This window comes from Pseudacidovorax sp. NFM-22 (genome assembly GCF_021401245.1).
In the GTDB taxonomy this organism is placed as follows: Bacteria; Pseudomonadota; Gammaproteobacteria; order Burkholderiales; family Burkholderiaceae_C; genus Xenophilus.
Window position 1 is genome coordinate 176594 of sequence record NZ_JACBFY010000004.1, and the last position, 24949, is coordinate 201542.

The following is a 24949-nucleotide window of genomic DNA, read 5'->3' on the forward strand; positions in this document are numbered from 1 at the left end:
CCTGCGCCGTACGGGTGACAGGGGCGGCTGGATGTTCAGTGGCGTGCGAGGCTGTCGCGGATCTCGCGCAGCAGCACGATGTCTTCCGGCGGCGCGGCAGGCGCGGCAGCGGCCGGCTCCGCCTTTTCGCGGCGCAGCCGGTTGATCTGCTTGACCATCATGAAGATCACGAAGGCCAGGATCAGGAAGTTGACGACGATCGTCAGGAAGTTGCCGTAGGCCAGGACGGGAACACCGGCTTTCTTGAGATCGGCCAAGGTATTGGCCACGCCCGCAGGTATCGTGCCGAGCACGACGTAGAGGTTGGAGAAATCGAGTCGGCCGAAGACCAGTCCCACCAGCGGCATGATGACGTCGCCGACCAGCGAGTCGACGATCTTTCCGAATGCGCCGCCGATGATCACGCCCACGGCCAGATCGACCACATTGCCCTTGACCGCAAATTCGCGGAACTCGCTGAAAAAGCTCATGAAAAGTTTCTCCTTTCCCATGTGTGTTAACACTTTAGAGGAAAGTATAGAGAGTCGAAGGGGCGTCGAACCCGAAGGCATGACGGCCCCCATTCCGTGGTTCGCGGGCCTTTTTCTGCCCCTCGGCGGCCGGCCGCGGGGGCTTGGATATCGGGGGTGTCCCGCGTTGAAGCAGCGAAAACCCCTCCGCTAAAATTGTTTGTTGACCCGGCACAGCCCACAAGTACATCGAGGAACCCCCATGAGTGATATCCCGGTCGGCCCGAAACGGGTCGACGCCAGCAAGCGGACCTGGCTGATTGCATCCGGCTGTGCCGGCGCTGTGGGTGGGGTTGCCACAGCGATTCCCTTCGTGAGCACCTTCCAGCCGTCCGAAAAGGCCAAGGCGGCCGGCGCGCCGGTCGAGGTCGACATCGGCGGCCTGCAGGTCGGCGAAAAGATCACGGTCGAATGGCGTGGCAAGCCCGTCTGGATCCTCAAGCGCTCGCCCGCGCAGATCGCGGAGCTGCCCAAGCTGGATCCGCTGCTCGCCGATCCACTGTCCAAGCGCAATCCTTCCGAGTTCACGCCGAAGTACGCCCAGAACGAGAACCGCTCGATCAAGCCGGAGGTGCTGGTCGTGGTCGGCATCTGCACCCACCTGGGCTGCTCGCCCACCGACAAGCTGCAGGCCGGTCCGCAGCCTTCGTTGCCCGACGACTGGCAGGGCGGCTTCCTCTGCCCCTGCCACGGCTCGACCTTCGACCTGGCCGGCCGCGTGTTCAAGAACAAGCCCGCGCCCGACAACCTGCCCGTTCCTCCGCACAAGTACCTGTCGGACACGCGCCTGTTGATCGGCGAAGACGGCAACGCCAACGCCTGAGCGGGAGGAGACACCCATGGCCGAATTCAAGGACATCTCGCCTAACGCGCCTGCGGGCGCCAAGCTGGGCAACTGGCTGCACAACCGCTTCCCGACCGCCTTCGACGCCTACCGCGTCCACATGTCGGAGTACTACGCGCCGAAGAACTTCAACTTCTGGTACATCTTCGGCTCGCTGGCGCTGCTGGTGCTGGTCATCCAGATCGTCACCGGCATCTTCCTGGTGATGCACTACAAGCCGGATGCGACGCAGGCCTTCGCCTCGGTCGAGTACATCATGCGCGACGTGCCCTGGGGCTGGCTGATCCGCTACATGCACTCGACCGGCGCCTCGGCCTTCTTCGTGGTGGTGTATCTGCACATGTTCCGCGGACTGCTCTACGGCAGCTACCGCAAGCCGCGCGAGCTGGTCTGGATCTTCGGCTGCGCGATCTTCCTGTGCCTGATGGCCGAGGCCTTCATGGGCTACCTGCTGCCCTGGGGCCAGATGTCGTATTGGGGCGCGCAGGTGATCGTGAACCTGTTCTCCGCGATTCCCTTCATTGGTCCCGACCTGGCGCTGCTGATCCGTGGCGACTATGTGGTGAGCGACGCCACCCTCAACCGCTTCTTCAGCTTCCACGTGATCGCGGTGCCGCTGGTGCTGCTGGGGCTGGTGGTGGCGCACCTGCTGGCGCTGCACGACGTGGGTTCCAACAACCCCGACGGCATCGAGATCAAGGCCAACAAGGACGCGCAGGGCCGGCCGCTGGACGGCATCCCCTTCCACCCGTACTACACGGTGCACGACATCTTCGCGGTCGTGATGTTCCTGATCGTGTTCACGGCGGTCATCTTCTTTGCGCCGGAAATGGGCGGCTACTTCCTGGAGTACAACAACTTCATCCCGGCCGACCCGCTCAAGACGCCCAACCACATCGCCCCGGTCTGGTACTTCACGCCCTTCTATTCGATGCTGCGCGCCATCACCAGCGAGATGATGTATGCGCTCATCGCCTGCGTCGTCGGTGCCGCGGTGTTCGGCGTCTGGAAGACGCGCATGGCCAGCGTCGCCAAGATCGCCGTGGTGGTGGCCGCCGTCATCGCCTGCGCGATGATGCTGTCCATCGACGCCAAGTTCTGGGGCGTGGTCGTCATGGGCGGCGCCGTGATCATCCTGTTCTTCCTGCCCTGGCTGGACAAGAGCCCGGTCAAGTCGATCCGCTACCGTCCTTCCTGGCACAAGTACCTCTACGGCGTGTTCGTCGTCGTCTTCGTGGTGCTGGCCTACCTGGGCGTGCAGCCGCCGTCGCCCATCGGCGAGCGCGTGTCGCAGGTCGGTACCCTGTTCTATTTCGGCTTCTTCCTGCTCATGCCGTGGTGGACCCGCCTGGGCGAGTTCAAGCCCGTGCCCGAGCGCGTGACCTTTGCCGCGCACTGACCGAGCCGCCGGAGAAGCATCCCCATGAAGAAACTGATCCTCTCGCTGATGATGGCGCTGGGCCTTGCCACGGGCGCCCTGGCGGCCGAAGGCGGCATCGCCTGGGACAAGGCGCCGGTGCGCACCAACGACCTCGCGTCGCTGCAGAACGGCGCCAAGCTCTTCGTCAATTACTGCCTCAACTGCCACTCGGCCGCCTTCATGCGCTACAACCGCCTGCAGGACATCGGCCTCTCCGAACAGCAGATCAAGGACAATCTGCTGTTCACCACCGAAAAGGTGGGTGACACGATGAAGGCCAACATCGATGCCCGACAGGCCAAGGAATGGTTCGGCGGCACCCCGCCCGACCTCACTTTGGTGGCGCGTTCGCGCGCAGGTCACAATGGCACCGGTGCCGACTACCTCTACACCTACCTGCGCACCTACTACCGCGACGACACCAAGGCAACCGGCTGGAACAACCTGGCCTTCCCGAGCGTGGGCATGCCCAACGTGCTGTGGGAACTCCAGGGCGAGCGCCGCCCGGTCTATGACAAGGTGGAGCAGCACGGCCACGAAACCGAGGTGCTCAAGGGCTGGGAGCAGGTCAAGCCGGGCAAGATGACGCCCCTGCAGTTCGACCAGGCCGTTGGCGACCTGGTCAATTACCTGCAGTGGATGGCAGAGCCCGCGCAGAACACCCGCGTGCGCGTCGGCGTTTGGGTGTTGCTGTTCCTGGCGGTGTCGCTGGTCTTCGTCTGGCGTCTCAATGCCGCGTTCTGGAAGGACGTGAAGTAGAGAGAAAACGCGGACGGCGTGGCCCGGGCTTGCCGGGTGCGTGAACGTACAGAGTGGGCTGCTCAAGCGGCCCACTCTTTTTTGATTTTTTGGAGCCTTTCGCCATGATGGTGCTGTATTCCGGAACGACCTGCCCTTTCTCCCACCGCTGCCGCTTCGTGCTGTTCGAAAAGGGCATGGACTTCGAAATCCGTGACGTCGACCTCTACAACAAGCCCGAGGACATCAGCGTGATGAATCCGTACGGGCAGGTGCCGATCCTGGTCGAGCGCGACCTGATCCTGTACGAGTCGAACATCATCAACGAGTACATCGACGAGCGCTTCCCGCATCCGCAGCTGATGCCCGGCGATCCGGTCGACCGCGCCCGCGTGCGCCTGTTCCTGCTGAACTTCGAGAAGGAACTGTTCGTCCACGTCTCCACGCTCGAGAACCGCGGCGCCAAGGGCAACGACAAGGCCATCGAGAAGGCCCGCTCGCACATCCGCGACCGCCTGACGCAACTGGCCCCGGTGTTCCTCAAGAACAAGTACATGCTGGGCGAGAACTTCTCCATGCTCGACGTGGCCATCGCCCCGCTGCTGTGGCGCCTGGACTACTACGGCATCGACCTGAGCAAGAACGCCGCGCCGCTGCTGAAGTACGCCGAGCGCATCTTTTCGCGCCCCGCCTACATCGAGGCGCTGACGCCTTCCGAGAAGGTGATGCGCAAGTAAGCGCGCGGCGACGGCAAGAGAGAACGACGCGCCATTCATGATCAGCGCCCTCGAATCCACATCGTTGCGGCCGTACCTGTTGCGTGCGCTCTACGAATGGTGCACCGACCACGGCTTCACACCGTACATCGCGGTCGTGGTGGACGAGACCGTCCAGGTCCCGCGCGAGTACGTCAAGAACGGCGAGATCGTGCTGAACATCAGCTACGACGCGACCAGCGCGCTGAAGATCGGCAACGACTTCATCGAGTTCAAGGCCCGCTTCGCCGGCACCGCGCGCGACATCATCGTCCCCATCGGACGGGTGGTGGCCATCTATGCGCGCGAGAACGGTCAGGGCATGGCCTTCCCGCCGCTCGACGCGCAGGCGTCCGAGGCGGGCGAGGTCATCGCGCCCGGCATGGCTCAGGCCACGCCGGATCCCCGGCCGGGCATGCATCTGGTGGGCGAAGCCGCCGAGTCCCAACCGGGCGGGTCGGCCGCCGCCATCGAGCCGCCGCCGGACGAGCCGCCGCGGCCCCCCAGCGGAGGCCGGCCAGCGCTCAAGCGCGTGAAGTGATCGGCCCGCGACCCTTTCGATAGAATCGCGGGCTTTGCCGCTTTAGCTCAGTTGGTAGAGCACCCGCCTTGTAAGCGGTAGGTCGTCAGTTCGATTCCGACAAGCGGCACCAAATCAGAGTCGGCGTCCCGTCCCCGGGCCGCTTGCCACCCGAAGCCCCTGCACCGTTTCTGCGGTCAGGGGCTTTCTTCATCGTGCGTCTGCATCCGCCTGCCCGATTAATGGGCAATCTGTCGCGAAGGCACGGCGGAGCATGGCTTGGCGCCGTCCTCCCCGATCTATGCCCAGGCTTATCCACAGAAAGCCGGGACAACCTGTACTCGGAGGGCATCCGTCGTTCTTTGGACGACCTGTCGTTCGATGTGCGTAAACGCACCGACGGCGGCGGCCGCGAGGCGGAGACTCGTCCCATCGATCGCTGCACGGCATGGCCCGCGGGGATCGACCTCTCTCTCCCGACCCTCGAAAGGATTCGCCATGAACAAGACCGCTCTCCTCGCCGCCGCCCTGCTGACGCTTGCTGCCGGTGCAGCCTCCGCCGAAACGCAGGAGGACTACATCCAGCAGAACCGCACGCCGGTGCACAGCACCCTGTCGCGTGCCGAGGTGCAGCAGCAACTGGCTGCCGCCGAGCGCAGCGGCGACGTGGCCGCCATCGGCGAAGCGAGCAGCTTCGGCCAGCAGCCCGTGTTCGTCAGCGCCCGCACCCGCGCCCAGGTGCAGGCCGAGGCAGTGGCCGCCGCCCATGCCCCCAACCAGAACCTGGACCCGCGCGCCTTCGTCGACAGCCGCCTGCCCGCCAACATGCAGCGTGAGCCGCAGCGTCAGCAGGCCTCCGGCACCGCCCAACAACCCCTGTGAGGCCCGCCATGTCCTACGCTTCTTCCGAGACGGGCGCCGCGCTGGTCCCCCGCCATGACGATGCCGGCAAGCTGGTGCTGCGCCTGGCGGTCGGCGTGCTGGTGCTGCTGCACGGCATCTTCAAGCTGGGCACGGGCCCGGGCTTCATCGTGAAGATGCTGGCCGCCCACGGCCTTCCCGGGGCCATCGGCTACCTCGTCTATGTGGGCGAAGTGCTGGCGCCGGCGCTGATGATCCTGGGTCTGTGGACGCGCCCGGCCGCGGCGGTGGTCGTGATCAACATGATCGTGGCCTTCCTGCTGGTGCACACCAGCCAGTTCTTCTCGCTGACCGGCCAGGGCGGCTGGGCGCTGGAACTGCAGGGGCTGTACCTCTTCGGTGCCCTGGCGGTGATGCTGCTGGGGGCGGGCCGCTATGCCGTGGCCGGCGGCCAGCGCGGGCTGAACTGAACTGAGCGCGACGCGCCTTCAGGCGCCGCCGTCGCCCATCACCTCGGCGACCACGCGGGCCAGGCGCGCCACGTCGGTGACGACGAGGGCGTCGCCCTCCTTGCGCAGCAGGCCGCTGCGCACCAGCGCATTGAGTTCGCGGGTGACCTGCTCACGGTTGGTGCTGATGCGGCTGGCGAGTTCGGCATGGCGGGGCGCTGGCGACAGCCGCACCTCGCCGGTGGTGGCATCCGGGCTGGCGGTGCGGGCCAGCCGGAGCAATTCGGCGTGAAGCCGGTTCTGCACGCCCAGCGTGCTCAGCTCGATCACCCGTTCCGACAACTGGCGCACCAGGGTGGTCAGGCGCTGCATCTGGCGCCGCGCCACCGTCGGTTCTTCCTGCAGCAGCTCCAGGAAGGCCTCGCGGTCGAGCACCGCCACCAGGCTGTCCTCCACGGTCATCACGTCCGCCGAGCGCGGCTGGCCGTCCAGGGCGGCCAGGTCGCCGACGATCTCGCCGGCGCCCAGATCGCGGAAGGTGACCTGCCGGCCGTTGGCGCCGTAGGTGGTCACGCGCACGGCGCCGTCGATCACCAGGTAGACGTCGGCGCGCCGCTGGCGCCGCAGCAGCAGGGGCTGGCCCGCGGCCACCCGGCGCCAGGCGCAGCGGCCCGCCAGTGCGTCCAGGCGCGCCGGGGGCAGGTCGTCGAAGAGGGCAAAGCGCCGAAGCGCAAGACTGGAAGGCCGGTCGCTCATGGGCGCGCGATTATGCTCAGCCGCCCATGAGCCCGCCTCCGCCGGTCGCCGCACCGGCCGCCCCCGCCCCCTTCTCCTTGCGTTCGCGCCGCGATCTGCGCTGGGCCAGCGGCCTGGTGCTGATGGCCTACGTGACGCTGCACCTGCTCAACCATGCGCTGGGGCTGGTCTCGCTCCGGGTGGCCGAAGGGGCGCTGGGGCCGCTTCGCGCCTTCTGGCATTCCTGGCCGGGCACGCTGCTGCTCTATGGCGCGGTCGCCGTCCACCTGGCCCTCGCCTTCGTGGCGCTGTGGGAGCGGCGCAGCCTGCGCATGCCGCCGTCGCAGGGGCTGCGCATCGTGCTGGGCTTCGCCCTGCCGCTGCTGCTGGCCTCGCACCTGGCGTCGATGCGCGGCGGCTACACCCTCTTCGGACTAAACGGCAGCTATGCACGGGTGGTCGAGGGCCTGTGGGGGTCGGCCGGCGGTGTCTTCCAGGTCATCGCCCTGGCCGCGGCCTGGACGCACGGCTGCATGGGCCTGCACTTCGCCCTGCGGGCGGACCCGCGCTGGCGGCGGGCGCAGCCGCTGTTGCTCGCGGCGGCCGTGTTGCTGCCCACGCTGGCGGCGCTGGGCTTCGTGGCGATGGGGCGCGAGTGGCAGTTCGCGCCAGGGCCGGTGAACGCGCCCGACGCCGTCCAGGGACACCGGCTGGGCATGCTCGCCGAGCACGGCCAGGACCTCTACGTGACGCTGCTGACGGCGTGCCTGCTCGCGCGGCTGGCCCGAGGGCGCCTGCACCGGCTCTCCGGCGCACGCATGCTGACGCTGCGCTATCCGGATCGCAGCGTGCAGGTGCCCGTCGGCTGGAGCGTGCTGGAGGCCAGCCGGGCCCATGGCATCGCCCACCTGTCGCTGTGCGGCGGCCGGGCGCGCTGCTCCACCTGCCGCGTGCGGGTGGCGGGGCCCGCCGGGCACTGCCCGCCGCCCGGCCCCGACGAGCAACGCACGCTGGCCCGCGTGCGTGCCGGCGCCCAGGTCAGGCTCGCCTGCCAATTGAGGCCGACGGGCGACCTGGAGGTCTCCCCGCTGCTGGGCGCCGGCGCGGCCGCCGAAGGCCACCGTCCGCGGCTGGACGGCGAGCGGGAGGTGGCCGTGCTCTTCGTCGACCTGCGCCGCTGGTCCGGCCTGGCCGAGCGCCAGTGGCCCTTCGACCTCGTCTATGTGCTCGACCGCTACTTCGCGCTGGTCGGCCAGGCCGTGCGGGAGGCAGGTGGCGTGCCCAACCAGTTCATCGGCGACAGCGTGATGGCCCTTTTCGGCCTGGAGGAAGGCCTGGATCTCGCCTGCCGGCGTGCCTTCCGCGCGGCGGCGCTCATCAGCGCGCGGCTGCGCGCGTGGAGCGCCGAGTTCGAGTGCGAATTCGGCCAGCCCCTCGATTTCGGCATGGGCCTGCATGCGGGCACGGCCGCCGTGGGCGAGGTCGGCCATCTGGACGTGCAGAGCTTCACCGCCGTGGGCGAGGTCGTGAACACCGCCAGCCGGCTGCAGGAGCAGACCAAGGCGGCTGGCGCGGCGCTGGTGGCCTCGCGCTTCGCGGTGCGGCATGCCGGCCTGTCGCCGGCGGCCGGGGAAATGCGGCGCATCGAGGTGCGGGGCCGCCGCGAGCCCATCGAGGTGGTCGCCTGGTCGGCCGAGGTGCTGGCCGTGGCCGTGCAGGGCCAGGGTGCATCGCCGCTTTTGTAGAATCCGCCCCCAACCGAGGAGCGTTGCAGCGCCGTCAGGCGTGAGGCTCGGAATTCATACGCAACCACGCTCACCCGCATCGCGCCGTGGTGAGTGCTTTCTCTCCCTCTCCCGACGTGCAGCGGAAACCCTGAAACCCGTGTTCTGGAGCATTGCATGAGCGCCGTTCTCAAAGCCGACCTTTCCGCCGACCTGGCGATCGCCGACATCTCGCTGGCCGACTGGGGCCGCAAGGAAATCAAGATTGCCGAGACCGAGATGCCCGGTCTCATGGCCATCCGCGAGGAATTCGCTGCAGCGCAGCCCTTGAAGGGCGCCCGCATCACGGGTTCGCTGCACATGACCATCCAGACGGCGGTGCTGATCGAGACCCTCAAGGCCCTGGGCGCCGACGTGCGCTGGGCCTCCTGCAACATCTTCTCGACGCAGGACCACGCCGCCGCCGCCATCGCCGCCGGCGGCACCCCCGTGTTCGCCATCAAGGGCGAGTCGCTGGAGGACTACTGGGACTACACCCACCGCATCTTCGATTTCGGCCCCAAGGGCTCGAAGGGCGAAGGCCCCAACATGATCCTGGACGACGGCGGCGATGCCACGCTGCTGATGCACCTGGGCCAGCGTGCCGAGAAGGACCTCTCGGTGGTGGCCAACCCGTCGAGCGAGGAAGAGCGCATCCTCTTCGCCGCCATCAAGGCCAAGATCGCCCAAGACCCGACCTGGTACAGCCGCAAGTCGGCCGAGATCATCGGCGTGACCGAAGAGACGACCACGGGCGTGCACCGCCTGAACGAGATGTCCGCCAAGGGCACGCTGCTGTTCCGCGCGATCAACGTGAACGACTCCGTCACCAAGAGCAAGTTCGACAACCTCTACGGCTGCCGTGAATCGCTGGTGGACGGCATCAAGCGCGCCACCGACGTGATGATCGCCGGCAAGGTGGCCGTCGTGGCCGGCTACGGCGACGTGGGCAAGGGCTGCGCCCAGGCCCTGGCCGCCCTGCGCGCCCAGGTGTGGGTGACCGAGATCGACCCCATCAACGCCCTGCAGGCCGCCATGGAAGGCTTCAAGGTCGTCACCATGGAATACGCCGCCGACAAGGCCGACATCTTCGTGACCACCACGGGCAACAAGGACGTGATCCGCCACGAGCACATGCTGGCGATGAAGAACGAATCCATCGTCTGCAACATCGGCCACTTCGACAACGAGATCGACGTCGCCTCGATCGAGAAGTACCAGTGGGAAGAGGTGAAGCCGCAGGTCGATCACGTGATCTTCCCGGACGGCAAGCGCATCACCCTGCTGGCCAAGGGCCGCCTGGTCAACCTGGGCTGCGCCACGGGCCACCCGAGCTTCGTGATGTCGTCCTCCTTCGCCAACCAGACCATCGCGCAGATCGAGCTGTTCACCAAGCCTGACGCCTACGAGGCTGGCAAGGTCTACGTGCTGCCCAAGGTGCTGGACGAGAAGGTCGCGCGCCTGCACCTGAAGAAGGTCGGCGCCCAGCTCACCGAGCTGACCGACGCGCAGGCCGCCTACATCGGCGTGGCCAAGACCGGGCCCTACAAGCCCGACACCTACCGCTACTGAGCATCCGCCGGGCTTCGTGCCGCCACCTTGGGCGCCCGTGCAGGGCGCGCGCAAGGCGGCGCGCCGGAGCCGGTGGCCGCGGCGCCTCGCACGGGGCGGCCCGGCCTGCTCCTGTTTGCTCCCATGCGCGCTGACCAGCTGCTCGTCGAACGCGGCCTGGCCGCTTCACGCTCGCAGGCGGCGCGCCTGATCGCGGGCGGCCTGCGCTGGCGCCTGCATGCCGGCCAGCCCTGGCGTTCGGCCGCCAAGAACGGCGACGAGGTGCCGCCCACCGCCGAGCTCGAACTGGCGGACGCGGCCGAGGCCCGCTACGTCTCGCGCGGTGGCCTCAAGCTCGAAGGCGCGCTCGATGCGGCGGGGCTCGATGTCGCCGGCCTGCGCTGCCTGGACGTGGGCCAGTCCACCGGCGGCTTCACCGATTGCCTGCTGCAGCGCGGCGCCGCCGCCGTGGTGGGCGTGGACGTCGGCCATGGGCAGTTGCATGAACGGCTGCGGGCCGATGCGCGCGTGCAGGCGCTGGAGAAGGTCAACGCGCGCCATCTGCAGCCGGCGCAGTTCGCGCCGGTGGGCGGCGCGGATTTCGGCCTCGTCGTCGGCGACCTGTCCTTCATCTCGCTCACGCTGGTGCTGCCGGCGCTGGTCCCGCTGATGGCGCCGACGGGGCGCCTGCTGATGCTGGTCAAGCCGCAGTTCGAGCTGCAGCCGGCGCAGATCGGCAAGGGCGGCATCGTCCGCGATCCGGCGCTGTACGCCGAGGTCGAGGCCCGGCTGCGGCAGGGCTGCGCCGATGCCGGCCTGCGGCTGCTCCAATGGCTGGACAGCCCCATTGCCGGTGGCGATGGCAACCGCGAGTTCTTCATCCACGCGGCGCCTTCGGCGGCCGTGCACGACAACTAACGACAAGAAAAGGGTTCCCCATGGCGCTGCCGATCAGTTTCGAGTTCTTCCCGCCCAAGACGCCCGAAGGCGCGGTCAAGCTGCGGGCCGTGCGGGCGCAGCTGCGTGCCCGCGCGCCGCAGTTCTGCTCGGTGACCTATGGCGCGGGCGGCTCCACCCAGGCGGGCACCTTCGCCACGGTGAAGGAGATCCTGGAAGAAGGCACCGATGCCGCCTCGCACTTCTCGTGCATCGGCGCCACGCGCGAGACGGTGCGCGATCAACTGCATCAGCTCAAGGCCATGGGCGTGCGTCGCCTCGTGGCGCTGCGCGGCGACCTGCCCAGCGGCTACGGCATCGGCGGCGAATTCCAGTACGCGAGCGACCTGGTCGCCTTCATCCGTGCCGAGACCGGGCGCGACTTCCACCTGGAAGTGGCCTGCTATCCCGAGGTGCATCCGCAGGCGCGCACGCCCCAGGCCGACATGCAGGCCTTCGCGACCAAGGTGCGTGCGGGCGCCGATTCGGCCATCACGCAGTACTTCTTCACGCCCGAGGCCTACTTCCGCTTCGTCGACGAGGCGCGCGCGGCCGGTGCCGACGTGCCGATCGTGCCGGGCATCATGCCCATCACCAGTTCCACGCAGCTGATGCGCTTCTCGGATGCCTGCGGCGCCGAGATCCCGCGCTGGGTGCGGCTGCGGCTGCAGTCCTTCGGCGACGACACGGCCTCGATCAAGGCCTTCGGCCTCGACGTGGTCGCGGCCCTGTGCGAGCGGCTGGTGGCGGCCGGCGCACCGGCGCTGCACTTCTACACCATGAACCAGGCCGCGCCCACCCTGGCGCTGCTGGACCGGCTGGGCCTGGGCGAATGAGCGTCTGGGCAACGGCGCGGGCCGCATGTGCGGCACTCGCGACGCTGCTGGCCGTGGCCTGTGCGCCGCTGCCGACGACGCCGGAGGCCGGGGCGGGTGGCACGGCGCCGCCCGAGACCGCCGCCGTCCGCCCGAAGCTTCGGCCATTGGAACGGCAACCGCCGGCCGCCGCCGAGGCGCCGCGTTCGCGCGTGGTCCAGATCTTTCCCGACCTGGGCGAGACGCCGGACGGTCCGCCCGACGACCTGCAGGTCGAGGAATTCGAGCGGGGCGGGGGCTCCTGGTATGGCGTGCAGTTCCACCGCCGGCGCACCGCCAGCGGCGAGCTGTTCGACATGACCAGCTTCACCGCCGCCCACAAGACGCTGCCTTTCGGCACCAAGGTGTGCGTGCGCAGCCTGGTCAATGGGCGGGAGGTGCTGGTCTACATCAACGATCGCGGGCCTTTCACGCCGGGCCGCATCATCGACCTGAGCCAGGCGGCGGCCGAGCAGATCCAGCTGACCACCATCGGCTTCAAGCAGGTGTCGCTGACGGTGATCCCGGAGGAGGGCGGTCGTTGCGCGGGCGAGCGCGTCGAAGGCGGCCTAGCGCCCATCAACGTGGCGGCGGCGCCGCGTCCCGCGCCGGCGCGCCGTCCGCCAGCGCGCGTGGCCAACAAGCGCCGGCGCTGAGGGGGCGGCCGGCCGTGGCGGGGAAGCCCGCCCTGCCGCAGCGGTGGGTCAGCCGCCGTGCTCCAGCGTGAAGGCGGCGTTGGCGTCCTGCGCCAGCACCTGCGCCATGCGGGCCAGGCTGGGCCGCAGCCGCGCGGCCAGGGTGTGCGGCGGATTGATGATGAACATGCCGCTGGCGGGCAGTCCGGGCCGGCGGCTGGTCTCGCCCGGCAGCGCGACGGCCATGCGGCTGGACTTGACCGTGAGGCTGGCATTGAGCCACGGCTTGCCGGCCTTGGTCGCCAACGTCTTGAGCCGGCGCGGCAGCTCGTGCGCCTCCGGCCGGGGAATGATCGGATACCAGACCGCATAGACGCCTGTGGCGAAGCGCTTGAGCGCCTCGCCCACGTAGGCGGCGGTGCGGCTGTAGTCGGTCTTCATCTCGTAGCTCGGATCGGTGAGCACGAGTGCGCGGCGCGAGGGCGGCGGCAGGAACTTGGTGGCGCTGCCGAAGCCGTCTTCGCGCAGCACGGCGATGCGCCGGCCGGCGTCGAGCTGTGCCACGTTGCCGTCGAGGGTCTTGGCGTCCGTGGGATGCAGCTCGTAGAGCTTGAGGCGGTCCTGCTCGCGCAGCAGCTGATGGGCGACGAAGGGCGAGCCCGGGTACACGCGCAGCGCCTCGCCGCGGTTGAACTCGCGCACCAGTGCCAGGTAGCGACCGAGCGCATCGGGCAGGGGGGTGTCGGACGCGGCGGCCGCCTCGGCCAGTCGCAGCACGCCCTCGGCGGCCTCGCCGCTCTTGCCGGCATAGTCTCCGTCCAGGCGATAGAGGCCGGCACCAGCATGGGTGTCGACCATCGTGAGGGCGGTTTCCTTCTCGAGCAGGTAGTCGAGCACGGCGATCAGCACCGTGTGTTTGAGCACGTCGGCGTGGTTGCCGGCGTGGAAGGCATGGCGGTAGCTGAACATGGAGCAATGCTAACCGCGGCAGCCTCCAGGTGGCGTCAATCTGAAGCCTGTGCATATAATGGAAGGCTTCGCAGCGTTTTACCGAGCCCCGCGGCGAAGCTCGACACCCGCCTAAGAGCTTTCCTTCAGAGAAAGACCGACCGCGGAAAAGGGCTCCTCCAAACCTCCTGTTCTCAAGGAAATCTCATGTCTACGTTCAGCGCCAAGCCCGCTGACGTGAAGCACGAGTGGTTTGTGATTGACGCAACCGATAAGGTTCTCGGACGGGTCGCCAGCGAAGTGGCCCTCCGTCTGCGCGGCAAGCACAAAGCCATCTACACGCCTCACGTCGACACCGGTGACTTCATCGTCATCGTCAACGCGTCCAAGCTCAAGGTCACCGGCACCAAGAGCATCGACAAGGTCTACTACCGTCACTCCGGCTTCCCGGGTGGCATCACCGCCACCAACTTCCGCGACATGCAGGCCAAGCACCCCGGCCGCGCGCTCGAGAAGGCCGTCAAGGGCATGCTGCCCAAGGGTCCTCTGGGCTACGCCATGATCAAGAAGCTGAAGGTCTACGGCGGCGCTGAGCATCCGCACAGCGCCCAGCAGCCGCAGCCGCTGGAAATCTGAGGAGTCCCGAGATGATTGGTGATTGGAACAACGGCACCGGCCGTCGCAAGTCCAGCGTCGCCCGCGTGTTCCTCAAGAAGGGCAGCGGCAAGATCACGGTGAATGGCAAGCCGATCGAGCAGTTCTTCGGCCGCCAGACCTCGATCATGATCGCGAAGCAACCGCTCGCGCTGACCGAGAACCTGGAAGCCTTCGACATCCAGGTGAACGTGCACGGCGGCGGTGAGTCCGGCCAGGCCGGCGCCACCCGCCACGGCATCACCCGTGCGCTGATCGACTACGACGCGACCCTCAAGCCGGTGCTGAGCCAGGCTGGCTTCGTCACCCGCGACGCGCGTGAAGTCGAGCGTAAGAAGGTCGGTCTGCACTCTGCACGCCGCCGCAAGCAGTTCTCGAAGCGCTGAGCGTTTCGCATCTGCCAGAGAAAAACCGCCCTCGGGGCGGTTTTTCTTTGCCTGCGTTAGCATTCCTTCCCTTGGTCGCGCCCGCCGGGTTCGGCCCTCCACGGAGATACCCCATGACCGCAGTTGCCGAAACCACCGCGCCCGCCGTGCAGGCGATGCCCGAGCCGATCGTGTTCACCGATTCCGCCGCCGCCAAGGTGGCCGACCTGATCGCCGAGGAAGGCAATCCCGACCTGAAGCTGCGTGTGTTCGTCCAGGGCGGCGGCTGCTCCGGCTTCCAGTACGGCTTCACCTTCGACGAGGTGACCAACGAGGACGACACGACGATGACCAAGAACGGCGTGTCGCTGCTCATCGATGCCATGAGCTACCAGTACCTGGTCGGCGCCGAGATCGACTACAAGGAAGATCTGCAGGGCGCCCAGTTCGTGATCAAGAACCCCAACGCGACCACCACCTGCGGCTGCGGTTCGAGCTTCTCGGTCTGATCCGCCGCACCGTGCGACAACAACATCTGTCGCCGCCATGAAAGCCGCCTTCGGGCGGCTTTTTGTTTCCCTTTGCGCCCGAGCCCGCCCTTGACCGCCTCCCGACCCGAAGCCGCCCCTGCGGCCACCGACACCTCGCAACGCATCCTGCTGTGGCTGGTGGCCATCGGCTTCTTCATGCAGACGCTGGATGCCACCATCATCAACACGGCGCTGCCGTCGATGGCGCGTGCGCTGGGCGAAAGTCCGCTACGCATGCAGTCCGTGGTCGTGTCCTATTCGCTGACCATGGCCTTGCTGATTCCGGCCTCGGGCTGGCTGGCCGATCGCTTCGGCACGCGGCGGATGTTCATGGTGGCCATCGCCCTGTTCACGCTCGGCTCGCTGGCCTGTGCGGCATCGCGGCACCTGGGCGAGCTGGTGGCGGCGCGGGTGCTGCAGGGCCTGGGCGGTGCGCTGCTCCTGCCGGTGGGGCGGTTGACGGTGCTGCGCACCTTTCCCCGCGCCCAGTTCCTGCAGGCCATGAGTTTCGTGGCGATTCCCGGCCTGATCGGGCCGCTGCTCGGTCCGACGTTGGGTGGCTGGCTGGTCGAGTACGCCTCGTGGCACTGGGTCTTCCTGATCAACCTGCCGGTGGGTCTGCTCGGTCTGGCCGCCACCCAGCGCTTCATGCCCGACGTGCGGGCCGATGCACCCGGGCGCTTCGATCTGCTGGGCTACGTGCTGCTGGCTTTCGGCATGGCCACCTTGTCGCTGGCCATCGAAGGTGCCACGGGCATGGGGCACGCGGGCGCCCTGGTGATGGCGGTGTTCGGCTTCTCCGCGGTGGTGGCCTATTGGTTGCATGCGGTCCGGCATCCGGCCCCGCTGTTTTCGACCCACCTCTTCCAGGTGCGGACCCTCTCGGTCGGGTTGCTGGGCAACCTGTTCTGCCGGTTGGGCAGCGGCGCCATGCCCTTCCTGATTCCGCTGTCGCTGCAGGTGTCGCTGGACTATTCGCCCATGCAGGCCGGCATGATGATGCTGCCGACGGCCCTCGCCGGCATGGGCATGAAGCGGGTGGCCGCGCAACTGATCCTGCGCTTCGGCTACCGCAACCTGCTGACGGCCAACACCTGCATCATCGGGCTGCTCATGACCAGCTTTGCGCTGGCGTCGCCGGGGGAGCCGCTGTGGCTGCGGCTGCTGCAGTTCGCCCTGTTCGGCGCTTTCAATTCGCTGCAGTTCACCGCCATGAACACGCTCACGCTCAAGGACCTGGACGGTGCCAGCGCCAGCAGCGGCAACAGCCTGTTCTCGATGGTGCAGATGCTGGCGATGAGCCTGGGTGTGGCCATGGCCGGCGCGGTGCTGTCGGGCTTCAGCGGCACCTTCGGCGACCATGCCCTGCCGGCCTTCCAGGCCACCTTCGTGACGGTGGGGCTGGTGACCGTGGCCTCGGCCTTCATCTTCTGGCAGGTGCCGCCCGAGGCGCGCTCGCCCCAACTCGAAGAGCCCGACGCAGCCGGCCGCCATTGAGGCCGGGCGGCCGCCCGGCCGCTGCGATCAATGGTCGGCGCTTTCCGGGGGCTGGCCCTCGTCGGGTCGACGCGGCCGCGCCGGCAGTCAGGCCGGGTAGAGCGCGCCGAGCACTCGCAGGCCGCGGGCGCCCGTGACCGTCGGCAGATTGCCGGGCTCGCCGGCCAAGAGCCGCTGCGCCAGCCAGGCGAAGGCCGTGGCCTCGACCTGCTGGGCCGGCAGGCCGTGCGCGGCGGAGTTGTCGACGGCAACCCCGGGCAGGTGCAGCGCGAGGCGGCGCATCAGGTCTTCATTGGCGGCGCCGCCGCCGCAGACGATCAGCCGCCGGACGTCCGGCGCATGCAGGCGCAGCGCGTCGGCGCAACTGCGGGCCGTCAGCTCCGCCAGGGTGGCCTGCACATCGCGCGGATCCGCGGCCAGGTCGTCGGCGTGCAGGTGCTGCGCGAGCCATTGCGGATGGAACAGGTCGCGCCCCGTGCTCTTGGGGATGGGGTGGGCGAAGTAGGGCTCGGCCAGCAGGCGCTGGAGCAGCGCGGGGCGGACCGTCCCCGACGCGGCCCAGGCACCTGCGGCATCGAAGGCAGTACCGCGATGCAATTGGCACCAGTGGTCGAGCAGGGCGTTGGCCGGGCCGCAGTCGAAGCCACGCACGGGCCCGTCGTCGCCCGGCAGCAGGCTCAGATTGGCAATGCCGCCCAGGTTGAGTGCCGCACGGACCTCCCCGGGGCAACCGAACAGCGCGGCATGGAAGGCCGGCACCAGCGGGGCGCCCTGGCCGCCCGCTGCGACGTCGCGCGAGCGGAAGTCGCAGGCCACGGGCAGGCCCGTCAGTTCGGCCAGCAGGGCCGGATTGTTCAGCTGCAACGTGTAGCCCGTGCCGTCGAAGGCGCCCGGCCGGTGGCGCACCGTCTGGCCATGGGCGCCCACAGCGCGGACCGAGCCTGCGGCCAGGCCGGTCCGATCGAGCAGTTGCCGCACCACCGCAGCGTAGTGGCGCGCCAGCCCGTTGGCGGCGAGCGCGGCGCGGTGCAGCTCGTCCACGCCCTGCGGCTGGTTCAGCGCCAGCAGTTCGGCGCGCAGGGCGGCGTCGAAGTCGACGCTCGCATGGGCATGCACCGTCACGCCGCCGTCGAAGGCGGCGATCACGCCGTCCACGCCGTCGAGGGAAGTGCCGGACATCAGGCCGATGAAAAGCGCCGTCATGCGGGGTTCTCGAATGTCGCCAAGAAAAAAAGCGCCGGAGGGCCGGCGCTGCTTGGAGGGGAAATGGGGCCCGGCCGCCGGTTCGGGGCAGGCCGCCGTGCCGTCGTCAGTCCGCGCGGGCCTGCAGCACCGCGCTGGCGGCGGCGAGTTCGGTGCGCGCCGCACCCATGGCCTTGGCGAAGGCCGCGCGGGCGGAGGCGGGAATCGGCGTGCCGCCATCCTGCTCGGCCAGCATGCGCTGCGGATCGAAGTACTGGCCGTCGATGCGGAACTCGAAATGCAGGTGCGGGCCCGTGGCCCAGCCGGTGGAGCCCACCGCGCCCACGCGCTGCCCCTGGCTCACCGACTGCCCCGCCTTGACGTCGATGCGGCTGAGGTGCGCGTAGGCCGTCTGTTGGCGGTTCCGGTGGTTGATGATGACGATGTTGCCGTAGCCGTTCTGCCAGCCGGCGAAATCGACCGTGCCGTCGCCCACCGTGCGCACCGGCGTGCCGGGCGGTGCGGCGAAATCGGTGCCGGTGTGCTGCCGCCAGCTGTTGAGGATGGGGTGCAGCCGCATCGCGAAACCGCTGGACACGCGGGTGAACTCGACCGGCGACGCCAGGTACGCGCGGCGCAGGCTTTCACCGTCGAAGCGGTAGTAGCCGCCCTTCTGGCCGGCCGGCTCGAACCACATGGCCTGGTGCACCTTGCCGCCGGTCTCGAATTCGGCGGCCAGGACGCGGCCGGTGCGCATGGCCTGGCCATCGGCTTCCAGGCTTTCGTACTGCACGGCGAAACGATCGCCCTTGCGCAACTGGCGGAAGTCCACGTCGCCCGAGAAGATGTCCGCCAACTGGCTGGCCACGGCGTCGGGGATGCCTGCGGCGTCGGTGGCGGCGAAGAGCGAACTCTGGATGGTGCCGCCGGCCACGCGCTGGTTGACGTCCAGCGTCTCGGCCTCGCTGCGCACGGCGAAGCTGGCGCCGTCCGGCTGCATCGTGATGCGGCGGAAACCACCCGCGTTGTCGGGCACCCAGCGAGCCGACAGGCGGTGCAGGCGGCCGTCCTGGCCGATCTCGGCGGAGACGGTGCGGCCCACGCGGCTGAGCATGGCGGCGCGCGCCTCGCTGTTACCGCGCACGAAAGCGGCGGCCGCCGGATCGTTCACGCCGAGGCGGCCGAGCAGGGCGTCCGCCGTGTCGCTGGCGCGGGTGGATTCGGTGCGGAAGAGGGTGAAGCTGTAGCCGTCGAGGGCCTGGCTCTGGCTTTCGACAGAGACAGGGGTGACGGTTTCGAGGACTTGGCGGATCGGCAGATCCGCGGCATCGGGGCCCAGTGAGGCGACGGCGAAGGCGCCGCCGCCGGCGGTCATCAGCATCGCGGCGACGGCGGCGGTGAGATGGCGGGGATGGGTCCGGATGACCAGGGCCACGCGAGACGCAAACGCTTCCTCGGCGGCCAGAATGCCGTTGATCAGTTTCGACAACGTAGGAATCCAGGGCTCGGGTTCGGCGGCCGCCCTGCAGCGCTGTAGGTGAGCGCTGATGCCAGGGCGGGGCGAAAAGAGGCGCTGCGTAGAATGCACAGCGCAAAACCCGGCGGAGTATAGCGGCGTGTGTTGTTTCCGCCCCTCAAAATCGCAATGAATCCCCAGTCTCCTATTGGTCAAACACTATCGGATGGTGTAGGACAAGCGCTCGAAATTTCGCTGCGAGGCGCCGACGAACTGCTGCCTCAGGACGAGTGGGTCCGCAAGCTGCAGCGCGCCGAAAAGACCGGCCAGCCGCTGCGCATCAAGCTGGGCCTGGACCCGACGGCGCCCGACATCCACATCGGCCACACCGTGGTGCTCAACAAGATGCGCCAGCTGCAGGACCTGGGCCACCAGGTGATCTTCCTGATCGGCGACTTCACCACCCTGATCGGCGACCCTTCGGGCCGCAACAGCACCCGCCCGCCCCTGACGCGCGAGCAGATCGAGGAAAACGCGCAGACCTACTACCGCCAGGCCAGCCTGGTGCTGGACCCGGCCCGCACCGAGATTCGCTACAACTCCGAATGGAGCGACCCGCTGGGCGCGCGCGGCATGATCCAGTTGGCGGCCAAGTACACGGTGGCGCGCATGATGGAGCGCGACGACTTCACCAAGCGCTTCAAGGCCGGCCAGTCGATCTCGGTGCACGAGTTCCTGTACCCGTTGATGCAGGGCTACGACTCGGTGGCACTCAAGAGCGACCTGGAGCTCGGCGGCACCGACCAGAAGTTCAACCTGCTGGTGGGTCGCCACCTGCAGCAGGAATATGGCCAGGAGCCGCAGTGCATCCTGACCATGCCGCTGCTCGAAGGGCTCGACGGCGTCGAGAAGATGTCGAAGAGCAAGAACAACTACATCGGCATCAGCGAGGCGCCGAACACCATGTTCGCCAAGGTCCTGTCGATCTCGGACGAACTGATGTGGAAGTGGTTCACGCTGCTGAGCTTCCGCTCGTTGAAGGAGATTGCCGCGCTCAAGGCCGAGGTCGATGGCGGGCGCAATCCCAAGGACGCCAAGGTGATGCTGGCCAAGGAGATCACGGCCCGCTTCCACAGCGCCCAGGCGGCCGATGCGGCCGAGCAGGACTTCATCAACCGCAGTCGCGGCGGCGTGCCGGACGAGATCCCCGAGGTGCAGATCAGCGGTGCGCCGCTGGGCATCGCCCATGTGCTCAAGCAGGCGGGGCTCGCGGCGTCCACTTCGGAGGGCAACCGCCTGATCGACGGCGGCGGCGTGCGGGTGGACTCCAGCGTGGTGAGCGACAAGGGGCTCAAGCTGGAGGCCGGAAGCTACGTGGTGCAGGTGGGCAAGCGCAAGTTCGCGCGGGTGCTGCTGGCCTGACCGTTTCAGGCGTGCCGACCGGCACGCCTGCTTCCATGCGTCGGCCACGCCGGCTGCGCGTCAGGCGGCCGGGCGGGCGCTGCCAAGAAGCGCCCGGGGCTTTCAGCGCAGATCGACCACCACGCGCCGGTTGCGCGGCTCGTCCACCTCGTCGGCCGTGGGCACGGCCAGTTCGCGCTCGCCGCGTCCGGCGGCTTCGATGCGTTCCTGCGCGAAGCCGCGCTGGATCAGCATCTGCCGCACCATCTGTGCCCGGGCCAGCGACAGCGTGTCGTTGGCAGCCGCCGCACCCCGGGTGTCGGTATAGCCGGTGATGACCAGGTCGGCGCCCGGCCGGGCCAGGGCGTCGCCCAGCAGTGCATCGAGGTCGCGCTGCGATTGCGCGGCCAGGCGCGTGCCGCCGGTGTCGAAGAACAGCACGTAGCGCTGCGGCCGGGCGGGCCGCATCGAGAACAGGCTGGGGTTGCGGGCCTGCACCGTCGCCGCATCGGTGGTGTCGACCACCGGCGGCTGGCTGGTGGCGACCACCGAGGCGCGTTCGTACGGCTTGTCCAGCCGCTGCTGCCCGCCAGCCGTCTTCACGACCACCGCGGACGGCGTGCCGTCGTCCTGCGGCAGCAGCACCACGCGGGTGGAGGGCGGCGGTGGCGCCGCGCAGGCCGCGAGCAGCACGGCCACGGCGGGAACGGTCCAACGCAGCAGGGTGAGCGGGCGGCGCATCATGGGGCCTCGGCGGACACGATGAAGTCCGTCCCTCGGATGCCGATCGTGGCCGTCTGCGTCTCCACGCGTACCGCTTCCGGATGGGCCTTGCCCAGCAGGCCGCTGATCATGCGCAGCGAGCCCCGCAGCAGGCCGACCAGCAGGTTGCCGTCCTGCGTGGTGCTGTCGAAGCGGTAGTCGCGCAGGTCCACGCGCGAGGCGGGGCCGACGACCAGGGTGGTGCCATCCCGCAGCACGAGGCCGGCGGCGCCTTGCGCGTCCGTCTCGACGCGGTCGCTGGCACGCAGCGTGCTGCCCGCCTGGGCGGCCTGCGATTGCCCGGCCGCGTTCACGATGAGGACCTGCCCCTGGACCGATTTGATGAAGCCGGCGTGTCCGCCGCTCACGGCGTCCTGCGCCTGGGCCGGGCCCACAATGCCGGCGCACAGGGCAGCGGCGGCGAGCAGGCCTTGAAGCATCCTCTGTCTCATGACCTTAATCTGGCGCTAAAGAAAACCGCGCATGATAGGGCGCGCCCCGCGGCGCTCTGTGGCGCGTTCAGTAGAGTTTTTGACAAAGAACATGAAATATTTCCCTATCGGTGACGATTCGCCACTTTGGCAGCCGCGCAACCTGCTGAAGCTGTCCATCGGGGTCGCGCTGGTCACCATCCTGCTCAAGAGCATCGCCGGCTACGTGACCCATTCGATGGGCCTGATCTCCGATGCGATGGAGTCCTTCGTCAACCTGGCCAGCGCGGTGTTCGCGCTCAGCATGGTGACGGTGGCGGCGCGGCCGGCCGATGACGAGCATCCCTACGGCCACCACAAGGCGGAGTACTTCTCGTCCGGCTTCGAGGGCGTGCTGATCGTCGGCGCCGCGCTGGGCATCGGCGGCGCGGCGGCGCACCGGCTGCTCAATCCCCAGCCGCTGGAGCAACTGAGCTGGGGCCTGGTGCTGTCGGCCGTGAGTTCGGCTTTCAACGGCGGGCTGGCCTGGCTGCTGTTCCGCGCGGCCAAGAAGCACAACTCCATCGCGCTCGAGGCCGATGGCCGGCACCTGATGACGGATGTGTGGACCTCCGTCGCCGTGATCATCGGCGTGATCGCCGTGGGCTTCACCGGCTGGCTGTGGCTCGATCCGCTGCTAGCCATCGGGGTGGCGATCAACATCATCTGGGAGGGGGGGCAGCTGGTCTGGCGCTCGGCCCAGGGCCTGATGGACGAGGCGCTGGCGCCGGCCGACCAGGCGCTGCTGCAGTCGGTGCTCGATCGCATTGCCGCCGAGACACCGGCCGAGACCGAGCTGCGCTTCGACCACCTCGTGACCCGCCGTGCCGGCCGCCGCTGTTTTGCCGACCTGCACATGCACCTGCCCGGCGGCTGGACGCTGCGCCGCGCCGCGCTGATGCGGGACGACGTCGAGCGGGCATTGATGGCGGTGCTGCCCAACCTGCGGGTGACCATCCAGCTGCTGCCGCTGAAATTCGAATCGCGGGCCGCGCTGGCGCAGGACCGCGATCCGGTCGGCCGGGTGCTGCCGTGAAGGCGCTGCTGCAGCGGGTGCGCGAGGCGCGCGTGGAAATCGCCGGCGAGGTGGCGGGCGCCATCGGCCCAGGCCTGCTCGTGCTGGTCTGCGCCGAGCCGGGCGACACCGAGGCCGTGGGCGAGCGCCTGCTGGCCAAGATCCTGAAGTTGCGCATCTTCTCGGACGAGTTCGGCAAGATGAACCGCAGCGTGCAGGACGTGGATGGCGGGCTGCTGATCGTCAGCCAGTTCACGCTGGCGGCGGACGTGCGCGGCGGCAACCGGCCGAGCTTCACGGGCGCCGCCCCGCCGGACGAGGGGCGGCGGCTCTACGACGCGTTCGTCGAGCGCGCCCGTGCGCTGCATCCGGTGGTGGCGACCGGGCGCTTCGGGGCCGACATGCAGGTGCACCTGGTCAACGACGGGCCGGTCACCATCCCCATCGACATGTGCTGAAAGCCGAGCTGGGGCTGTGGGCCTCAGACTGTTGTTCAAGCGGGTCTGTGAAAGGCGCGCCGTCAGCGCAATGCCAGTCGATTGACCAAGGTCCGTTCGGGCTGAGCTTGTCGAAGCTTGGCGCAAGCCCTTCGACAAGCTCAGGGCGAACGGGTCAACGGACTGGCATCGCGCCGTTCAGCGACCCCGATACGGATTGCGCACGCCCAGCCCGGCCAGGATCTCGATCTCGCGCGCTTCCATCGCTTCGGCGTCCTCGTCGCCGGTCTCGTGGTCCCAGCCCTGCGCATGCAGCGTGCCGTGCACCAGCAGGTGCGCGTAATGGGCGGCCAGGGTCACGCCCAGCTCCTTCGCTTCGCGGGCCACGACGGGCGCGCACAGCACCAGGTCGGCCATCACCATCGGCGACTGCGCATAGTCGAAGGTCAGCACGTTGGTCGCGTAGTCCTTGCCGCGGAACTCGCGGTTGAGCTGCTGGCCTTCCTCGGCGTCCACGATGCGCACGGTGATCTCGCCGGGCGCGTCCAGCGCATGTCGGATGCAGCGGGCCACGCGGTGGCGGGGCAGGGCGGCGCGGTGGCGCGCCAGTGCGTCGATGCGGCCGAACTGCAGCGACAGGGCAAGGGGCGGCATCGCCATCACTCGGCCTTCGCGCTGCTGCTGCGCTTGCGGGAGGCGTCGTAGGCATCGACGATGCGCGCCACCAGCGGATGCCGCACCACGTCGCCGGTGTCGAAGCGGGTGAACGCCAGGCCCTGCACCCGGCGCAGCACGCGCTCGGCCTCCACCAGGCCGCTGGTCTGCGTCTTGGGCAGGTCGATCTGGCTGATGTCGCCCGTCACCACACACTTGCTGCCGAAGCCGATGCGGGTCAGGAACATCTTCATCTGTTCGGGCGTGGTGTTCTGCGCCTCGTCGAGGATGACGAAGGCGTTGTTGAGCGTGCGCCCGCGCATGAAGGCCAGGGGCGCGATCTCCAGCGCGTTGCGCTCGAAGGCCTTGGTGACCTTCTCGAAACCCATCAGGTCGTACAGCGCGTCGTAGAGCGGGCGCAGGTAGGGGTCGACCTTCTGCGACAGATCGCCGGGCAGGAAGCCCAGGCGCTCGCCGGCCTCCACCGCCGGGCGGGTGAGCACGATGCGCTGCACGCTGCTGCGCTCCAGCGCATCGACCGCGCAGGCCACCGCCAGGTAGGTCTTGCCGGTGCCGGCCGGGCCGATGCCGAAGGTGATGTCGTGGTTGGCGATGTTGTCGAGGTACACGCTCTGGTTGGGCGTGCGCGCGCGCAGGTCACCGCGGCGGGTGGCGAGCGTGAGCGCGCCGTCCTCGGCCTCGGCCATCTGGCCGTCGCCGGCCAGGGTGAGCTGCACCATGGCGGCATCGAGCGGATGCCTGGCGATTTCGTAGAGGGCCTGTAGCACCTCCAGCGCGCGCTCTGCGCGGGCCTTGGGACCGTCGATCTTGAACACCTCGTGGCGGTGGGCGATCTTGACCTCCAGCGCCTCCTCGATACGGCGCAGGTGCGCGTCCATGGGGCCGCACAGGTGGGCCAGGCGGGTGTTGTTCGCGGGGGTGAAGCTGTGGCGGAGAATCACGCGGCTTTTTTCTCTGGCAGATGGAATCGAAGGATCGGCAAGCAAG

28 protein-coding genes, 1 tRNA gene and 1 riboswitch are annotated in these 24949 nt (G+C 68.6%); of the genes, 20 read left to right on the forward strand and 9 right to left on the reverse strand.

Annotation, left to right across the window (positions count from 1 at the left end):
• Window positions 1–35: 35 nt before the first annotated feature.
• Entirely contained in the window at window positions 36–470 is a 435-nt protein-coding gene (gene mscL / locus L0984_RS15680; protein ID WP_234195029.1) for a large conductance mechanosensitive channel protein MscL, read from the reverse strand.
• A 241-nt stretch (window positions 471–711) separates the two neighbouring features.
• Between mscL and petA the strand changes: the two genes are divergently transcribed.
• From petA to L0984_RS15720, 8 genes are all read left to right on the forward strand, one after another.
• A complete protein-coding gene (gene petA / locus L0984_RS15685; protein WP_234194557.1) occupies window positions 712–1332 on the forward strand; it encodes a ubiquinol-cytochrome c reductase iron-sulfur subunit in 621 nt (206 codons plus the stop codon).
• Window positions 1333–1348: 16 nt separating this feature from the next.
• Entirely contained in the window at window positions 1349–2752 is a 1404-nt protein-coding gene (locus L0984_RS15690) for a cytochrome b (RefSeq protein ID WP_114802304.1), read from the forward strand.
• 24 nt (window positions 2753–2776) lie between these two features.
• On the forward strand, window positions 2777–3532 hold the full coding sequence (locus tag L0984_RS15695; protein WP_017761644.1) for a cytochrome c1: 756 nt from the start codon (window positions 2777–2779) through the stop codon (window positions 3530–3532).
• Between the two features lie 104 nt (window positions 3533–3636).
• A complete protein-coding gene (locus L0984_RS15700) occupies window positions 3637–4248 on the forward strand; it encodes a glutathione S-transferase N-terminal domain-containing protein (RefSeq protein WP_017761645.1) in 612 nt (203 codons plus the stop codon).
• A 37-nt stretch (window positions 4249–4285) separates the two neighbouring features.
• Complete coding sequence (locus L0984_RS15705; RefSeq protein WP_234194558.1) at window positions 4286–4807, forward strand: ClpXP protease specificity-enhancing factor; 522 nt, start codon at window positions 4286–4288, stop codon at window positions 4805–4807.
• 36 nt (window positions 4808–4843) lie between these two features.
• Window positions 4844–4919: transfer RNA gene (locus tag L0984_RS15710), tRNA-Thr, on the forward strand.
• Between the two features lie 365 nt (window positions 4920–5284).
• Window positions 5285–5668 carry a DUF4148 domain-containing protein gene (locus L0984_RS15715; RefSeq protein ID WP_234194559.1) on the forward strand — a complete coding sequence of 128 codons (384 nt, stop codon included), beginning with the start codon at window positions 5285–5287 and terminating at the stop codon, window positions 5666–5668.
• Between the two features lie 8 nt (window positions 5669–5676).
• Window positions 5677–6117, forward strand: a complete 441-nt coding sequence (locus L0984_RS15720; protein ID WP_234194560.1) for a DoxX family protein — start codon at window positions 5677–5679, stop codon at window positions 6115–6117.
• Window positions 6118–6135: 18 nt separating this feature from the next.
• Here L0984_RS15720 and L0984_RS15725 read toward each other — a convergent pair whose 3' ends face one another.
• Entirely contained in the window at window positions 6136–6852 is a 717-nt protein-coding gene (locus L0984_RS15725) for a Crp/Fnr family transcriptional regulator (protein WP_234194561.1), read from the reverse strand.
• Window positions 6853–6878: 26 nt separating this feature from the next.
• Here L0984_RS15725 and L0984_RS15730 point away from each other — a divergent pair, with 26 nt between their 5' ends.
• From L0984_RS15730 to L0984_RS15750, 5 genes are all read left to right on the forward strand, one after another.
• Window positions 6879–8576 carry an adenylate/guanylate cyclase domain-containing protein gene (locus tag L0984_RS15730; protein ID WP_234194562.1) on the forward strand — a complete coding sequence of 566 codons (1698 nt, stop codon included), beginning with the start codon at window positions 6879–6881 and terminating at the stop codon, window positions 8574–8576.
• Window positions 8577–8585: 9 nt separating this feature from the next.
• Window positions 8586–8655, forward strand: a riboswitch (S-adenosyl-L-homocysteine riboswitch).
• A gap of 77 nt (window positions 8656–8732) precedes the next feature.
• Window positions 8733–10166 (forward strand): adenosylhomocysteinase, encoded by a 1434-nt coding sequence (gene ahcY / locus L0984_RS15735; RefSeq protein ID WP_234194563.1) that lies wholly within the window; start codon window positions 8733–8735, stop codon window positions 10164–10166.
• Window positions 10167–10289: 123 nt separating this feature from the next.
• Window positions 10290–11063 carry a TlyA family RNA methyltransferase gene (locus L0984_RS15740; RefSeq protein WP_234194564.1) on the forward strand — a complete coding sequence of 258 codons (774 nt, stop codon included), beginning with the start codon at window positions 10290–10292 and terminating at the stop codon, window positions 11061–11063.
• A 20-nt stretch (window positions 11064–11083) separates the two neighbouring features.
• Window positions 11084–11917 carry a methylenetetrahydrofolate reductase [NAD(P)H] gene (gene metF, locus L0984_RS15745; protein WP_234194565.1) on the forward strand — a complete coding sequence of 278 codons (834 nt, stop codon included), beginning with the start codon at window positions 11084–11086 and terminating at the stop codon, window positions 11915–11917.
• The gene (locus tag L0984_RS15750) at window positions 11914–12591 is read left to right on the forward strand and encodes a septal ring lytic transglycosylase RlpA family protein (protein ID WP_234194566.1); all 678 of its coding nucleotides are present in this window, start codon (window positions 11914–11916) and stop codon (window positions 12589–12591) included. The genes metF and L0984_RS15750 overlap by 4 nt, the downstream gene beginning before the upstream one ends.
• A 48-nt stretch (window positions 12592–12639) precedes the next feature.
• Here the strand turns inward: L0984_RS15750 and L0984_RS15755 are convergent, their stop codons facing one another.
• The gene (locus L0984_RS15755) at window positions 12640–13539 is read right to left on the reverse strand and encodes a 23S rRNA (adenine(2030)-N(6))-methyltransferase RlmJ (RefSeq protein ID WP_234194567.1); all 900 of its coding nucleotides are present in this window, start codon (window positions 13537–13539) and stop codon (window positions 12640–12642) included.
• Between the two features lie 186 nt (window positions 13540–13725).
• Here L0984_RS15755 and rplM point away from each other — a divergent pair, with 186 nt between their 5' ends.
• The 4 genes from rplM to mdtD all read left to right on the forward strand — a co-directional run bounded on the left by rplM (window position 13726) and on the right by mdtD (window position 16564).
• The gene (rplM, locus tag L0984_RS15760) at window positions 13726–14154 is read left to right on the forward strand and encodes a 50S ribosomal protein L13 (protein ID WP_058640397.1); all 429 of its coding nucleotides are present in this window, start codon (window positions 13726–13728) and stop codon (window positions 14152–14154) included.
• An 11-nt stretch (window positions 14155–14165) separates the two neighbouring features.
• On the forward strand, window positions 14166–14558 hold the full coding sequence (gene rpsI, locus L0984_RS15765) for a 30S ribosomal protein S9 (RefSeq protein ID WP_017761458.1): 393 nt from the start codon (window positions 14166–14168) through the stop codon (window positions 14556–14558).
• Window positions 14559–14671: 113 nt separating this feature from the next.
• Entirely contained in the window at window positions 14672–15046 is a 375-nt protein-coding gene (gene erpA / locus L0984_RS15770; protein ID WP_370646013.1) for an iron-sulfur cluster insertion protein ErpA, read from the forward strand.
• A 90-nt stretch (window positions 15047–15136) separates the two neighbouring features.
• Complete coding sequence (mdtD, locus tag L0984_RS15775; protein WP_255697420.1) at window positions 15137–16564, forward strand: multidrug transporter subunit MdtD; 1428 nt, start codon at window positions 15137–15139, stop codon at window positions 16562–16564.
• A gap of 87 nt (window positions 16565–16651) precedes the next feature.
• On the opposite strand, the gene L0984_RS15780 is transcribed toward mdtD, so the two are convergent.
• Both L0984_RS15780 and L0984_RS15785 read right to left on the reverse strand, forming a co-directional pair.
• Entirely contained in the window at window positions 16652–17767 is a 1116-nt protein-coding gene (locus L0984_RS15780; RefSeq protein ID WP_234194568.1) for an anhydro-N-acetylmuramic acid kinase, read from the reverse strand.
• Between the two features lie 106 nt (window positions 17768–17873).
• Window positions 17874–19226, reverse strand: coding sequence for a M23 family metallopeptidase (locus L0984_RS15785; RefSeq protein WP_234195033.1), 1353 nt, complete (start codon window positions 19224–19226; stop codon window positions 17874–17876).
• Between the two features lie 165 nt (window positions 19227–19391).
• Here L0984_RS15785 and tyrS point away from each other — a divergent pair, with 165 nt between their 5' ends.
• A complete protein-coding gene (tyrS, locus tag L0984_RS15790) occupies window positions 19392–20624 on the forward strand; it encodes a tyrosine--tRNA ligase (RefSeq protein ID WP_234194569.1) in 1233 nt (410 codons plus the stop codon).
• Window positions 20625–20726: 102 nt separating this feature from the next.
• Here the strand turns inward: tyrS and L0984_RS15795 are convergent, their stop codons facing one another.
• Window positions 20727–21347, reverse strand: coding sequence for an OmpA family protein (locus L0984_RS15795; RefSeq protein WP_234194570.1), 621 nt, complete (start codon window positions 21345–21347; stop codon window positions 20727–20729).
• Window positions 21344–21805, reverse strand: coding sequence for a FecR family protein (locus L0984_RS15800; RefSeq protein WP_234194571.1), 462 nt, complete (start codon window positions 21803–21805; stop codon window positions 21344–21346). Before L0984_RS15800 ends, L0984_RS15795 begins: the two co-directional genes overlap by 4 nt.
• A gap of 103 nt (window positions 21806–21908) precedes the next feature.
• Here L0984_RS15800 and L0984_RS15805 point away from each other — a divergent pair, with 103 nt between their 5' ends.
• Window positions 21909–22871 carry a cation diffusion facilitator family transporter gene (locus L0984_RS15805; RefSeq protein ID WP_234194572.1) on the forward strand — a complete coding sequence of 321 codons (963 nt, stop codon included), beginning with the start codon at window positions 21909–21911 and terminating at the stop codon, window positions 22869–22871.
• On the forward strand, window positions 22868–23308 hold the full coding sequence (gene dtd, locus L0984_RS15810; RefSeq protein WP_234194573.1) for a D-aminoacyl-tRNA deacylase: 441 nt from the start codon (window positions 22868–22870) through the stop codon (window positions 23306–23308). Before L0984_RS15805 ends, dtd begins: the two co-directional genes overlap by 4 nt.
• 177 nt (window positions 23309–23485) lie before the next feature.
• Here the strand turns inward: dtd and ybeY are convergent, their stop codons facing one another.
• Both ybeY and L0984_RS15820 read right to left on the reverse strand, forming a co-directional pair.
• Window positions 23486–23947 carry an rRNA maturation RNase YbeY gene (ybeY, locus tag L0984_RS15815; RefSeq protein WP_234194574.1) on the reverse strand — a complete coding sequence of 154 codons (462 nt, stop codon included), beginning with the start codon at window positions 23945–23947 and terminating at the stop codon, window positions 23486–23488.
• Entirely contained in the window at window positions 23947–24903 is a 957-nt protein-coding gene (locus tag L0984_RS15820) for a PhoH family protein (RefSeq protein ID WP_234194575.1), read from the reverse strand. Before L0984_RS15820 ends, ybeY begins: the two co-directional genes overlap by 1 nt.
• Window positions 24904–24949 lie beyond the last annotated feature (46 nt).

Excerpts from the sequence above, each read along its gene's own strand:
- mscL (WP_234195029.1), bottom strand. The coding sequence starts at position 470 with ATGAGCTTTTTCAGCGAGTTCCGCGAATTTGCGGTCAAGGGCAATGTG.
- petA (WP_234194557.1), top strand. The coding sequence starts at position 712 with ATGAGTGATATCCCGGTCGGCCCGAAACGGGTCGACGCCAGCAAGCGG.
- L0984_RS15690 (WP_114802304.1), top strand. The coding sequence starts at position 1,349 with ATGGCCGAATTCAAGGACATCTCGCCTAACGCGCCTGCGGGCGCCAAG.
- L0984_RS15695 (WP_017761644.1), top strand. The coding sequence starts at position 2,777 with ATGAAGAAACTGATCCTCTCGCTGATGATGGCGCTGGGCCTTGCCACG.
- L0984_RS15700 (WP_017761645.1), top strand. The coding sequence starts at position 3,637 with ATGATGGTGCTGTATTCCGGAACGACCTGCCCTTTCTCCCACCGCTGC.
- L0984_RS15705 (WP_234194558.1), top strand. The coding sequence starts at position 4,286 with ATGATCAGCGCCCTCGAATCCACATCGTTGCGGCCGTACCTGTTGCGT.
- L0984_RS15715 (WP_234194559.1), top strand. The coding sequence starts at position 5,285 with ATGAACAAGACCGCTCTCCTCGCCGCCGCCCTGCTGACGCTTGCTGCC.
- L0984_RS15720 (WP_234194560.1), top strand. The coding sequence starts at position 5,677 with ATGTCCTACGCTTCTTCCGAGACGGGCGCCGCGCTGGTCCCCCGCCAT.
- L0984_RS15725 (WP_234194561.1), bottom strand. The coding sequence starts at position 6,852 with ATGAGCGACCGGCCTTCCAGTCTTGCGCTTCGGCGCTTTGCCCTCTTC.
- L0984_RS15730 (WP_234194562.1), top strand. The coding sequence starts at position 6,879 with ATGAGCCCGCCTCCGCCGGTCGCCGCACCGGCCGCCCCCGCCCCCTTC.
- ahcY (WP_234194563.1), top strand. The coding sequence starts at position 8,733 with ATGAGCGCCGTTCTCAAAGCCGACCTTTCCGCCGACCTGGCGATCGCC.
- L0984_RS15740 (WP_234194564.1), top strand. The coding sequence starts at position 10,290 with ATGCGCGCTGACCAGCTGCTCGTCGAACGCGGCCTGGCCGCTTCACGC.
- metF (WP_234194565.1), top strand. The coding sequence starts at position 11,084 with ATGGCGCTGCCGATCAGTTTCGAGTTCTTCCCGCCCAAGACGCCCGAA.
- L0984_RS15750 (WP_234194566.1), top strand. The coding sequence starts at position 11,914 with ATGAGCGTCTGGGCAACGGCGCGGGCCGCATGTGCGGCACTCGCGACG.
- L0984_RS15755 (WP_234194567.1), bottom strand. The coding sequence starts at position 13,539 with ATGTTCAGCTACCGCCATGCCTTCCACGCCGGCAACCACGCCGACGTG.
- rplM (WP_058640397.1), top strand. The coding sequence starts at position 13,726 with ATGTCTACGTTCAGCGCCAAGCCCGCTGACGTGAAGCACGAGTGGTTT.
- rpsI (WP_017761458.1), top strand. The coding sequence starts at position 14,166 with ATGATTGGTGATTGGAACAACGGCACCGGCCGTCGCAAGTCCAGCGTC.
- erpA (WP_370646013.1), top strand. The coding sequence starts at position 14,672 with ATGACCGCAGTTGCCGAAACCACCGCGCCCGCCGTGCAGGCGATGCCC.
- L0984_RS15780 (WP_234194568.1), bottom strand. The coding sequence starts at position 17,767 with ATGACGGCGCTTTTCATCGGCCTGATGTCCGGCACTTCCCTCGACGGC.
- tyrS (WP_234194569.1), top strand. The coding sequence starts at position 19,392 with ATGAATCCCCAGTCTCCTATTGGTCAAACACTATCGGATGGTGTAGGA.
- L0984_RS15795 (WP_234194570.1), bottom strand. The coding sequence starts at position 21,347 with ATGATGCGCCGCCCGCTCACCCTGCTGCGTTGGACCGTTCCCGCCGTG.
- L0984_RS15800 (WP_234194571.1), bottom strand. The coding sequence starts at position 21,805 with ATGCTTCAAGGCCTGCTCGCCGCCGCTGCCCTGTGCGCCGGCATTGTG.
- L0984_RS15805 (WP_234194572.1), top strand. The coding sequence starts at position 21,909 with ATGAAATATTTCCCTATCGGTGACGATTCGCCACTTTGGCAGCCGCGC.
- ybeY (WP_234194574.1), bottom strand. The coding sequence starts at position 23,947 with ATGGCGATGCCGCCCCTTGCCCTGTCGCTGCAGTTCGGCCGCATCGAC.